We start from the raw sequence: 12303 nt of genomic DNA on the forward strand, positions 1-12303 counted from the left end.
CCGGCACCTTTCGTGGGCGCCGAACCTCCGGCATGTGGGAGCGGCTTCAGCCGCGATGCCCTTGCTTCAAGCCCAGGGACAGGAGCATCGCGACTGAAGCCGCTCCCACAGGGATTCCCGGCGTCTGTTCCCAGCCTGCTAGATCGCGGGCACTTCGGCCGCGGCGGTCGCCCTGATGTCAGCGCCGATCCGGCGCGCGCCGGCCACCACCAGCGGTAGCCACAGCAAGGTCATGGCGGCGGCGCAGATGAAAATGCCGCTCGGCCCCAACCGGCCCAGCGCGATGCCGCCGAAGGTACCGCCGACAAACGCGCCGATGAACTGGCTGGTGGAATACGCGCCCATGGCCGCACCACGCAAATGCGCCGGCGCCAACCGCGAAACCAGGCTGGGCAGCGCAGCCTCCAGCAGGTTGAACGCGGAGAAAAACACCGTGGCGGCCACGCCGAACGCGATCAGGTGGTTGCCCGACAGCGCGAACCCCAGCAGCGCCAAGCCGATCGCCACCACGCACACCATCACGATGCGCAGGCTCTGCGCGATCTCGCGCATGTGGCGCAGGCTGCCGCCCATCACCAGCGCCGCCACCACCATCACCGGCAGGTACAGCTCCCAGTGCCGGTTCACCGGCAGGTTCAAGGTGTTCGCCAGCAACAGCGGCAGGCCCACGAAACTGGCGGTCAGCAGTGCGTGCAGGAAGAACACCGAACCGTTCAGCACCATCATGCGGCTGTCGCGCAGCATCACCAGCACATGGCCGAAACCGGCTGCGGCCGGCGCCTGCGCCCGTTCCGGCGTGGGCACGATCAGCCACAGCAGCGCCAGCGAGATCAGCGCCAGGATCGAGGTGGCCGCAAACAGGCCCGGCAGGCCGTCGATGGCTTCCAGCGGCGGCCCCAGGATCAGCGCCAGCAGGAACGCCAACCCGATCGACACGCCGATGATGCCCATCACCTTGCCGCGGTTTTCCTCGACGGTGAGGTCAGCCGCCAGCGCGATGCCGGCACCGGCCACCGCGCCCATGCCCTGCACCGCGCGACCGATCACGATGCCGGTCAGCGTATGCGACATCGCCGCGATCAAACCGCCCAGCGCGAACAGCAGCAGCCCCAGGGTGATCGCCGGCTTGCGTCCGATCCGGTCAGACAACAAGCCCAGCGGAATCTGCAACAGCACCTGCCCCAATCCATACACACCCAGCGCCAGCCCGATCATGAAGCCGGTGGCTCCCGGCATCGTCTTCGCGTACAGCGAAAACACCGGCATGATCAAAAACAGGCCGAACAGGCGCAGGCTGATCACGCAGGCCAGGGTCAGGGCGCTGCGCCGTTCCAGGCGGGAGAGTTTGCTCACCGGGGTACCGATTTCGGGGAAGGCATGGGCGGCATTATAGAGTCGCGGCCGACGCCGCGGTTTGTGGCGACATGTCGCGGCCGCGCATGGTGTGCGCTGATCAGACCATACGGGTGGCCGCCCGGCCCTATAATCGAACCGATAGCCTCCTTGAATTTCCCCATGACCTCGATGCCAGCCGACGCCAGCCGCCCCGCCGACTTTGCCCGGGTGCGCGATCTTGCCGCCACCGACATGCAACGCGTCGATGCGCTGATCCGCCACCGCCTTTCCTCCGACGTGGTGCTGATCAACCAGATCGCCGACCACATCATTGCCGGCGGCGGCAAGCGCCTGCGCCCGATGCTGCACACGCTGGCTGCCGGCGCGGCCGGTTACACCGGCGATCAGCACGTGAAGCTGGCGGCGGTGATCGAGTTCATCCACACCTCCACCTTGCTGCACGACGACGTGGTGGACGAATCGGACCTGCGCCGCGGCCGCAAGACGGCCAACGCGCTGTGGGGCAACGCGGCCAGCGTGCTGGTGGGCGATTTCCTGTATTCGCGCTCGTTCCAGTTGATGGTGGAGCTGGACGACATGCGCATCATGCGCATCCTGGCCGACACCACCAACACCATCGCCGAGGGCGAGGTGCTGCAGTTGCTCAACATCGGCAACGCCGACGTCAGCGAGGCGGCGTACCTGGCGGTGATCGAGCGCAAGACCGCGGTGCTGTTTGCCGCCGCCACCGAGCTTGGCGGCATCCTGGGCGGACTGCCGCAAGTGCAGGTGGACGCGCTGCGCCGCTACGGCATGGAGCTGGGCTACGCGTTCCAGATCGCCGACGACCTGCTCGACTACGTCTCCAGCCCCGAAGCGCTGGGCAAGAACATCGGCGACGACCTGGCCGAAGGCAAGCCCACGCTGCCGGTGATCTACGCGCTGGAAAAAGCCAGCCCCGATCAGGCGCAGTCGCTGCGTCATGCGATCGAGCACGGCGGCCTGGATTCGCTGGACCGGATCATCGCCTCGATCCGCAACTCCGGCGCGCTGGAGCGCACCCGCGAGCGTGCACTGGCCCATGCGCAGGCAGCCCGCGATGCCTTGGCCGCCCTGCCCGCTTCCGACTATCGCGACGCGCTGGCCACCCTCGCCGACTATTCGGTGCAGCGCACCTTCTGAGTCCGAGGCTTTTTTGCAGGAGCGGCTTCAGCCGCGATGCCCTTCGTCCATCTCGTCAGAAAGGCACCGCGACCGAATTCACCTTACGGCTTGCCCGCAAACGTCTCGTGCAGCCAGTCATGCATCAGGCGATAGCTGCGCTTGGCGATGGGCTCGTCATAGCGGCAACCGGGCGAGTTCTCGCCCACCTCGGTGAAGCAGTGCACCGCGTGGCCGATCACCACGAACTGCCAGTCGGCCGGGCTCTGGCGCATCTCATCCATGAACGCATCGGCGGCCGGCATGGTGCCCTTGTCGTCGGCACCGTTCAGCACCAGCACGCGCGCCTTGATGTTTTTCGCCAGCGCCGGGTTGTCGGTTTCCAGCCCGCCGTGGAACGACACTACCGCCCCCACGTCGGCGCCGCTGCGGGCCAGGTCCAGCACCGCGCTACCGCCGAAACAGAAGCCGATCGCGCCCAGGCGGGCGACGTCGAGCGGTGCCGTGCCGGCTTGCGCCTTCAACTGATCGAGCGCATGGCCGATGCGCTGGCGCATCAACGCACGGTTGGTGTACACCTCCTTCACCGCGGCCTGCGCCTCGGTGAAGGAGGTGGGCCGCACCTTCTCGCCATACATGTCGGTGAGCAGGATCACGTAGTCGCTGCCGGCGATCGCCTCGGCCTTTTTCACCGCGCCATCGTTGACGCCGTACCAGTTCGGCACCATCACCAGGCCCGGGCGTTTCGCCGTGGTGGCGTCGTCGTAGATCAGCACGCTGTGGAATTTGGTGCCGTCCAAAGTCCAGTCCACGGCACGATGGACCATCTTGGCGTTGGCGGAAAACGCCGCGCCGGCAAGCACGAGCAGGCAACACAATCGAACGATGCGCATGAGATTGGCTCCGGTGGGTGGTTATTGCCCTGCCGCGTGTCCCGACAGCAGGCGTTTCAAGGGCGTGAGGCGATCGAGCAGGCGGACACCGGCGCCGCGTGCGGCCACCAGCGGCGACGATTGCCAGGCGTAGACCCGCGCCAGCGCGTCGAAACCCAGCGCGTCCAGCGTGTCGGCGCTGCGGCGACGGCGGGCGTAGCGGCGCAGCACGTGCGCGGCGCCGATGTCCCGGCCCGCGGCGCGCGCGGCCAGCAGCGTGTCGCGCAGTTCGGCCACGTCGCGCAGACCCAGGTTGACGCCCTGCCCAGCCAGCGGATGCACCGCATGCGCCGCATCGCCCAGCAGCACGAAACGATCGGCCTGGTAGCGCTCGGCCAGTTGCAGCTTCAACGGAAACGAGGCGCGCGGCGTGGTGCCGGTGACGCGGCCCAGCCGGAAATCGCTGGCCACGCCCAGGGCATCCCGGAAGGCGGCATCGTCCAGCGCCAGTACGTGTTGCGCCTGCTCCTCGGGCAGCGACCACACCAGCGAGCTGCGGCCATCGGCCAGCGGCAGCAAGGCCAGCGGACCATCGGGCAGGAAACGCTGCCATGCGGTGCTTTCGTGAGGGCGCTCGGTATGCACGTGGGCCACCACCGCGCGCTGCGCATAATCACGACCACGCGTGCCGATGCCCGCCAGCTGGCGCAAGGGTGATGAACTGCCGTCGGCCGCCACCAGCAACGCCGCCGACAACGTTTCGCCGTTATCCAGTTGCAGCCGGACGTGATCCTCGCGCGCCTCGAAACCGTGCACCGCCGACGGACACAGCCGCCGGACGCCGGCGGCTTCCAGCGCCTGCCACAGCGTCCACTGCACCAGATTGTTCTCGACGATGAAGCCCAGTTCGCGCCGACCTTCGGCCGCCGCATCGAAATCGATCGCCGCGCCGCTGGCCGCGTCCCATACGTGCATGTGTGCATAGGCGGATGCACGCGCGTCGCGAATGGACGGCCAGACGCCGAGATCGTCCAGCAGCGCGATCGACGACGGCGCCAGCCCGACCACGCGCAGATCCACCTCGTCCTGCGGCTGCCACGGCGTCGGCGCACGCGCTTCCAGCAACACTGTGTCGAAGCCCGCGCGCGCCAGCGCCAGCGCGGTGGCGGCGCCAACCATGCCGCCACCGACCACGGCAACGTCAGGCATCGCAGCGCGCCGGCGCGGCATTTCCCGCAAGGGACGGTTCATGGCAAGCGCTCCAGCACGGCCAGCGGCGGCTCGCCGCGAAAGCCCATGCCGCGCCGCGCCAGCGCGCGTTGCAAGGGCGGCACCCGATCGCAGGCCAGCAGCGCCAGCGAGCGCAACGGTCCCAACAGGGGCTGCGGCAGGCAGGCAAGCTGCACCAAGCCATGGCTCATGGCCATGGTGCCTTCGCGATCCGCCGCACGCCGCGCCGCATAGCCTCGCAGCAGGTCGGCGGCGCCCGGATCGCTGGCGTTGGCCAGCAACTCGGACAGCGTCAGCGCATCGCGCAGGCCGAGGTTGAAGCCCTGCGCGCCGATCGGATGGATGGTCTGCGCCGCGTTGCCGACCAGTACCGCGCGCGGGCCGATCACCTGCTGCGCGGCAATGCGGTGGATGGCATAGGGATGCCGCCGGCCCGGCCGGCCCAGGCGACCCAGCCGCCAGCCGAAACGCTGCTGCGCCAGCGCGATGAAGTGCTCGTCGTCCATCGTCGCCACCGCCTCGGCCTGCGCGGCAGGCACGGTAAGCACCAATCCGCAGCGACGCTCGGCCAGCGGCAGCAGCGCCACCGGGCCGTCATCGGCGAAGCGCTCGTAGGCGCGGCCGGCGTGGTCGCGCTCCGGTGTGACGGTGCTGACAAACAGGGTCTGTTGGTAGTCGTGCCGTTCCGCATCGATGCCCAGTTGCGTGCGCACGAACGATTCGCTGCCATCAGCGCCCACCAGCAGCGCCGCATCGACGTGACGCACGCCATCGGCGGTGACGATGCCGGCACGCCAGCCATCCTCCAGCGGCTGCAAGGTCTGCAAAGTGGCCGGCGCCAGGCGCGTGAGATGGGTGCATTCGTCCAGCCGCCGCAACAAGGCGGTGCCCAGTTCGCGCGCTGGCAAGGTCCAGCCCAGCGCGTCCACGTCATGCCGCGCCGCGTCGATGCGCGCGCTGCCGAACTCGCCCGCGCGGCTCACATGGATATGCCGGATCGGCGTGGCGCGCGCGGCGGCATGGCGCCATACGCCGATGGCCTCCAGGCCGTTGACGGTGGCGCGCGCCAGCGCCAGGTTGCGCTCGTCGTAGCTGGGCTGCTGGTCGGCGCGCGGTGCGGCGGTTTCCACCAGGGTGGCGGCGATGCCGGCCGCGTCCAGCGCAATGGCCAGGCTGGCGCCGACCAGGCCGCCGCCCACGATCAGCACGCCGGAGTTCGAGTGGGGGAAAGGCAGCGGTGCGTTCATCCGCCGATGATACCCGCGGCTCTCGTCGCGGCCACATTGGGCTAAACTGCGCATCTCTCACCGCCGCACATGGAGCCTCCGCATGCCCAAGACATCAACCCAGCGCCTGGGCATTTTCGTGGCTCTCGCCGTGGTGATGGCCGCCACCCGCATGCATCACTCGATCCTGCATCACTTCGATGCGCTGCCGGACGCGTCGTGGGGCATCTTCTTCCTGGCCGGCTTCTGGCTGCGCGGGGCGGGCCGCTGGGCGTTCCCGTTGTTGATGGCCGAAGCGGTGCTGATCGATTACCTGGTGATTTCCGGCCAGGGCCTGGATTTCTGGAGTCATTACTGCGTATCACCGGCGTACCTCGCCCTGCTGCCCGCCTACTTCAGCCTGTGGATGGGCGGCAGCCTGCTGGCGCGTTACCAGGTGGGCCTGCGGTTGCAGACGCTGGGCATGGCGGCGGCGGCCTTTCTGGCGAGCTGGGCCGTCTGCTACCTGCTGTCCAACGGCAGTTTCTACTGGCTGAGCGACAGCGTGCCGCTGCCCCGCAGCATGGCGGCGTGGTCGGCCAACATGGCGGACTGGTACCTGCCATTCCTGCAGACCACGGCCTTGTACGTGGGCATCGGCGCCGTGCTGCATGTGCTGGCGACGCAGGTGTCGCGCGCACTGAGCGGCGCGGCTCACTCGTCCCGCTGATCGGCGATGGGCAACCGGCTGTCGCGGATCTACACCCGGACCGGCGATGACGGCAGCACCGGGCTGGGCGATGGCTCGCGGGTGGGCAAGGATTCGCTGCGCGTCACCGCCTACGGCACCGTCGACGAGCTCAACAGCACGATCGGCATGGTGCTGGCCACCGATGGCGTGCCGGATGACGTGCGCGAGGTCCTGACCCAGGTGCAGCACGACCTGTTCGACCTGGGCGGCGAGCTGTGCATTCCCGGCATGGCCACGGTGCAGGACAGCGATATCGCGCGGCTGGAATCGACCCTCGACGACCTCAACGAACCGCTGCCGCCATTGAAGGAATTCATCCTGCCGGGCGGCGGCATGGCGGCCGCCTGCGGCCACCTGGCGCGCACGGTCTGCCGCCGCGCCGAACGCGAAGTGGTGGCACTGGCACGCGCGGAAGACATCCGCGCGCAGCCGCAGCGCTATCTGAACCGGCTGTCCGACCTGCTGTTCGTGATCTGCCGCGTGCTGGCGCGCGCCAGCGGTCACGGCGAAGTGCTGTGGCAGCACGAACGCCGGCGGAAGCCCAAACCCGCCGCGGAATAGACCGCCGGATGATGCGGCTCTACACCCACGCCGATTGTCTGCAGCACGCTGGCGGCCTCGATCACGCCGAACGCCCGGCCCGCCTGCGCGCCGTGCTGCAGGCGCTGGATCACGACCGCTTCGCGGCACTCGACCGCATCGAGGCGCCGCGCGCCAGCCGCGAACAGTTGTTGCGCGTGCACAGCGCCACTCACGTCGACCGCATCCTGGCCCATGCCGGCGACAGCGAGTTGCATGCACTGGATGAAGACACCTGGATCGGGCCCGGCTCGGTCGAGGCGGCACTGCGCGCCGCCGGCGCCGTGGCGGCGGCGGTCGATGCGGTGATCGGCGGGCAGTGCGAGGCTGCGTTCTGCGCAGTGCGTCCGCCGGGCCACCATGCCACCCGCGATGAGGCGATGGGGTTTTGCCTGTTCAACAACCTGGCCGTGGGCGCGGCCCAGGCGTCCGCCGTGCACGGCTTGAAGCGGGTGGCGATCGCCGACTTCGACGTCCACCACGGCAACGGCACCCAGGCCATCTTCGAGCGCGAACCGCGCGTGCTGTTCCTGTCCAGCCATCAGTCACCGCTGTATCCCTCCAGCGGTGCCGAGGACGAATGCGGGGTGGGCAATATCGTCAACGGCACGCTGTCGCCCGGTGCCGGCTCGCTGGAGTTCCGCGAGCTGTGGACGCACCGGCTGCTGCCGCGGCTGCACGCGTTCAAGCCGCAACTGGTGCTGGTGTCGGCGGGTTTCGACGCGCACCGGCAGGACCCGTTGGCCGATCTCCGGCTGGGCCAGGAAGACTACGCCTGGATCACCGATCAACTGCAGGCGCTGGCCCGGCGCCATGCCGGCGGGCGGCTGGTCTCCACGCTGGAAGGCGGCTACGACCTCGGCGCCCTGGCCGCCAGCGTCAGCGCCCATGTCGGCGCGCTGATGGCGTGACGGGAACCGCCGAGACCTTCGGCCATCAGGCCGGCTTGAAATCCAGCGCCATCGAGTTGATGCAGTAGCGCAGCCCGGTCGGTGGCGGGCCATCGGGGAAGACGTGGCCCAGGTGCGAATCGCAGCGCGCGCACACGACTTCGGTGCGGTGCATGCCGTGACTGTCGTCGTCCAGCTCGGCCACCGCTGTCGGCGCGATCGGCTGGAAATAGCTGGGCCAGCCGCAGCCGGACCGGAACTTGCTGTCCGAACCGAACAGCTCGGCCTGGCAAGCCGCGCAAACATAGGTGCCCGCGGCATCATGCTCATAGAATTTGCCACTGAACGGCGCCTCGGTCGCCGAACAGCGACAGGTGGCATATTGCTCGGGGCTCAATTGCGCCCGCCATTCGGCGTCCGACTTGGTGATTTTCTGCTCGGCCATGCTGAATCCTCGCTCGGTTTCGGAAGTACCCGCCTGCCGTACATGGGGTCTTTCTGCTAGCTTAACGAGCCTTCGAAGTCGGCAGAATCCCATTGTGACGCGCAAGCTACCCCCACGACGCCTGCTGGCCGTTGCCGCCGCACTCGCCCTGATCGGCCATCAGGCCAAGGCGGAAACCGCGCAGCCGGGCCGCACCACCACGGAAGACACGGATACGGCATGTCCGCTGGGCACCTTCCATTGCCCGCCCAAGCCGCCCAGCTACGCGATGTGCCGGCCCAACGCGATGCTCGATTTCTACGACCCCGCGCTGAGCCGTGACCCGAGCCTGCGCGAAACCAGCCCCACCAGCGTGCTGGCGCAGCACGTGGACAGCTCCGACCAGTCGGTCTACCACCTTTCCGGCGACGTGAAACTCGACCGCGCCGACCAGAAGCTGCAGGCCGACAGCCTCGATTACAACAACGTCAGCACCGATTACGACGCCCGCGGCAACGTGCGCTACCAGGAAGCCGGCCAGCTGCTGTCGGCCAGCCACATGCAGGGCAACACCAACGCCAGCCACGGCATCGCCCATGACGTGAGCTATCAGATGCTGGACGCACGCGGCAACGGCGTCGCCGAGCAGGGCCAGATGTTCGACGCCCAGCGCACCCGCTATACCCGCGCCACCTATTCCACCTGCGACGTGGGCCACCACGTGTGGGAATTCCGCGCCAAGTCGATTGCCATCGACAAGACCACCGGCGTGGGCGTGGCGCGCAACGCCACCATGCGCCTGGGCAAGGTGCCGTTCCTGTACCTGCCGTACATTTCCTTTCCGGTGAACGACCAGCGCAAGAGCGGCTTCCTGTACCCGGTTTTCGGCAAGAGCAGCCGCGGCGGTTTCGAGCTGAGCACGCCGTATTACCTGAACCTGGCGCCGAACTACGACGCCACCCTGGACCCGCGCATCTACACCGCGCGCGGCCCGATGCTGGGCGGTGAATTCCGGTATCTGTTCCCGCGCACCCGCGGCCAATTCAACGTGCAGTACGTGCCGGACGATCGCGGTGAGCGGGTTGGTCTCGAAGATACCAAGGACACGGAACGTTACCTGGTCAACTTCAGCAACGTCACCAGGCTGTGGGGGAGCTGGAATCTGATCAGCTCGATCAACCGGGCCTCGGACAGCGGCTACTACTACGACTACGGCGAAGACCTGGCGACCACCGGCGCCGTGGTGCGCACGCTCAGTTCCAACGTGGCCGTGCGCGGAGCGGGAAAGTGGTGGAGTGCGGCCGTGGGCGCCACCGTCTATCAGAACGTAAACCCGTTCGTGACCGACGCGTCGCTGCAGTACCGGCAACTTCCCTACGCAACCTTTTCGATGGATGTGCCGCTGACGCCATGGCTTGAATTCGGCATGGATACGCAAGCCGTCGCGTTCCGCAAGCCCGGCTACATCGAGGGCGAGCGCGAGGATCTGTACCCCTACCTGGCCGCCTATTTTGGTACACCCGCGTGGTTCGTGCGGCCGAAGGTGGCGTACCGGTATACCGCCTACCAGCTTGACGGCGACTTCCAGAAATACGGAGGCTCACGCGGAGCCCTTCTGGGCGCGGGCGGGGTTTCGCAGTTCACCGAGCAATCGCCCACCCGTGCGTTGCCCATCGTCAGCGTCGACAGCGGGCTGGTGTTCGATCGCAGCACGTCGCTGTTTGGCAGCAGCTACACCCAGACGCTGGAACCGCGGCTGTATTACCTGTACGTGCCCTACCGCAACCAGAACAACCTGCCGGTGTTCGATACCAGGCTGATGTCGTTCGACTATTGGCAGCTGTTTTCGCCGAACCAGTTTTCAGGCGCCGACCGGCAGATGGACGCCAACAACCTCACCGCTGCACTGACCAGCCGGCTGCTGGACGAGAACGGCGTGGAGCGGATGTCGGTCAGCCTGGGGCAGATCCACTATTTCTCGCCGCAGCGTGTGGTCGGAAACGACTGGGTGCACTCGGCCTACGTGGCCCAGTTCGGCCTGCAGCTGAGCGACCGCTGGCGGTTGAACAGCAGCTACCAATGGAGCCCGAATACCCGGATGACCGAAATGGGCTCGTTTGAGTTGCAGCGCCGCGTTGGCGACGACGGCATCCTCAACGTGTCCTACCACTATCGCCGCAACCTGCTGGAACAATATGGCGTTTCGGGGGTCTACCCACTCTCCGACCGCTGGCGGCTGGTGGGCGCGGTGGCGTGGTCGGTGCCCGATGGCCATTCGGTGGAAGCCGCGGCCGGCGTGCAGTACGACAGTTGCTGCGTGGCGTTGCGGCTGGTTGAACGCAATTACGTGAAGCAGAGTGGCTACGGCCACCCTGCCGGCAGCGGCAACCAGCGCGACAACGCGATCATGTTCGAAATCGTCTTCAAGGGCCTCGGCTCATCCGGCCATCAGATCGACTCGCTCTTGCAGCGTGATATTCTCGGCTATCAATAATCGCATTACGCGGGCTTTCATCGATGAAGCAACTCCTCGTCTCCCTGCTGCTCGCCCTGGCGATCGCGCTCCCGGCCCATGCCCAGTTGCTGGCGCCTGCTGCACCGGCCAGCCAGCCGCTGGATCGCATCGTGGCGGTGGTGGACGAGGATGTGGTCCTGCAGAGCGAGCTGGACCAGGCCGTGGCCTCGGTACAGCAGCAGTACGCGGCCCATCCCGAACAACTGCCGCCGCAGCAAGTTCTGCAGAAACAGGTGTTGAATCGCCTGGTACTGATGAAACTGCAGATCGCGAAGGCACACGAACAGGGCATCCGCGTATCCGATGCCGACGTCGACCAGGCCGTTGCCGCCGTGGCAGCGCAGAACAGGATCACGCCGGAACAACTGCGCATGGAAGTGGAGCGCAGCGGCGACAGCTATGCAGCGTTCCGCAGCCAGCTGAGTGATCAGCTGATGGTGCAGCGCCTGCGCCAGAGCGTGGTGCAGAGTGCGGTCACGGTCACCGACAGCGAGATCAACAACCTGCTGAGCAGCCCCACCTACAAGGCCGGTGAAGTCCATCTGGCCCACATCCAGATCAGCATCCCCGGCGGCGCCGACGCGGCGGCCATCCAGGCCAGCGCGCAGAAAGCGCAGCAGGCGCTCGATGCCATCAAGGGCGGGATGGATTTCAACGCCGCGGCGATCCGCTACTCCGATGCCCCCGATGCGCTCGATGGCGGCGACCTGGGCTGGCGCAAGCTCGACGAGATCCCGCCTGCATTCGCCGAAACGCTGGCGCCCATGAAGCCCGGCGACGTCAGCAATGCACTGCGAGGCCCCACCGGCTTCCACATCCTCAAGCTGATCGGTCAACGTGAGCCGAGCAAGCAGATCGTCACCGAGTTCCACGCACGACAGATCCTGATCAAGCCCAGCGAACTGATGACGCCGGCCCAGGCCGAGCAGAAAGCCCGCGATCTGTACGACCGCATCGTCAACAAGCATGAGGACTTCGCCAAGCTGGCGAAGGAAGATTCCGACGACGACACCACCGCCAATGCCGGCGGCGACATGGACTGGTTCCCGCAGAAGGCCTGGGGCGCGACCATTGCCGCGCAGCTGGGCAACCTGAAAGACGGTGAAGTGTCCCAACCGTTCCAGAGCGAAGCGGGCTGGCACATCCTGGAGCGTCTTGGCACGCGCCAGAGCGACCAGACCGTCGAACTCGAGCGCAACGAGGCCCGCCAGGCCATCGGCAACCGCAAGGCCGAGCAGGCCTACGACGACTATCTGCGCGATATCCGCTCCAATGCCTACGTGCACGTCGTCGTGCCCGAGTTGCGCGACGCCGACACCGACAGCGCTTCCTCGTAATACC

11 protein-coding genes are annotated in these 12303 nt (G+C 67.3%); 6 read left to right on the top strand and 5 right to left on the bottom strand.

Annotation, left to right across the window (positions count from 1 at the left end; translation table 11 throughout):
* Positions 1–138 precede the first annotated feature (138 nt).
* A complete protein-coding gene (locus ASD22_RS09550) occupies positions 139–1353 on the bottom strand; it encodes an MFS transporter (protein ID WP_056082297.1) in 1215 nt (404 codons plus the stop codon).
* 162 nt (positions 1354–1515) lie between these two features.
* Between ASD22_RS09550 and ASD22_RS09555 the strand changes: the two genes are divergently transcribed.
* Positions 1516–2517 carry a polyprenyl synthetase family protein gene (locus tag ASD22_RS09555; protein WP_056082300.1) on the top strand — a complete coding sequence of 334 codons (1002 nt, stop codon included), beginning with the start codon at positions 1516–1518 and terminating at the stop codon, positions 2515–2517.
* Positions 2518–2600: 83 nt separating this feature from the next.
* On the opposite strand, the gene ASD22_RS09560 is transcribed toward ASD22_RS09555, so the two are convergent.
* Genes ASD22_RS09560 through ubiH form a run of 3 tightly spaced genes read right to left on the bottom strand, consistent with a single transcriptional unit; the run spans position 2601 to position 5845 of the window.
* Positions 2601–3389, bottom strand: coding sequence for a dienelactone hydrolase family protein (locus ASD22_RS09560; protein WP_056082303.1), 789 nt, complete (start codon positions 3387–3389; stop codon positions 2601–2603).
* Positions 3390–3410: 21 nt separating this feature from the next.
* On the bottom strand, positions 3411–4619 hold the full coding sequence (locus ASD22_RS09565) for a UbiH/UbiF/VisC/COQ6 family ubiquinone biosynthesis hydroxylase (protein ID WP_056082306.1): 1209 nt from the start codon (positions 4617–4619) through the stop codon (positions 3411–3413).
* Positions 4616–5845, bottom strand: coding sequence for a 2-octaprenyl-6-methoxyphenyl hydroxylase (gene ubiH, locus ASD22_RS09570; protein ID WP_056082309.1), 1230 nt, complete (start codon positions 5843–5845; stop codon positions 4616–4618). Before ubiH ends, ASD22_RS09565 begins: the two co-directional genes overlap by 4 nt.
* 82 nt (positions 5846–5927) lie before the next feature.
* Between ubiH and ASD22_RS09575 the strand changes: the two genes are divergently transcribed.
* From ASD22_RS09575 to ASD22_RS09585, 3 genes are read left to right on the top strand one after another with little or no spacing between them, the layout of a single operon-like run.
* Positions 5928–6533, top strand: coding sequence for a hypothetical protein (locus ASD22_RS09575; protein WP_056082313.1), 606 nt, complete (start codon positions 5928–5930; stop codon positions 6531–6533).
* 6 nt (positions 6534–6539) lie between these two features.
* Positions 6540–7115, top strand: a complete 576-nt coding sequence (locus tag ASD22_RS09580; protein ID WP_056082316.1) for a cob(I)yrinic acid a,c-diamide adenosyltransferase — start codon at positions 6540–6542, stop codon at positions 7113–7115.
* 8 nt (positions 7116–7123) lie between these two features.
* Positions 7124–8044 carry a histone deacetylase family protein gene (locus ASD22_RS09585; RefSeq protein WP_056082319.1) on the top strand — a complete coding sequence of 307 codons (921 nt, stop codon included), beginning with the start codon at positions 7124–7126 and terminating at the stop codon, positions 8042–8044.
* A gap of 25 nt (positions 8045–8069) precedes the next feature.
* Here ASD22_RS09585 and msrB read toward each other — a convergent pair whose 3' ends face one another.
* Positions 8070–8468: a peptide-methionine (R)-S-oxide reductase MsrB gene (gene msrB / locus ASD22_RS09590; RefSeq protein ID WP_056082322.1), complete on the bottom strand. Its 399-nt coding sequence runs from the start codon at positions 8466–8468 to the stop codon at positions 8070–8072.
* A 94-nt stretch (positions 8469–8562) separates the two neighbouring features.
* Between msrB and lptD the strand changes: the two genes are divergently transcribed.
* Positions 8563–10941, top strand: coding sequence for an LPS assembly protein LptD (lptD, locus tag ASD22_RS09595; protein ID WP_056082326.1), 2379 nt, complete (start codon positions 8563–8565; stop codon positions 10939–10941).
* 23 nt (positions 10942–10964) lie between these two features.
* A complete protein-coding gene (locus ASD22_RS09600) occupies positions 10965–12299 on the top strand; it encodes a peptidylprolyl isomerase (protein WP_056082329.1) in 1335 nt (444 codons plus the stop codon).
* Positions 12300–12303: the final 4 nt, after the last annotated feature.

The sequence above is a fragment of the Rhodanobacter sp. Root480 genome (assembly GCF_001426645.1).
Lineage (GTDB): Bacteria > Pseudomonadota > Gammaproteobacteria > Xanthomonadales > Rhodanobacteraceae > Rhodanobacter > Rhodanobacter ginsenosidimutans.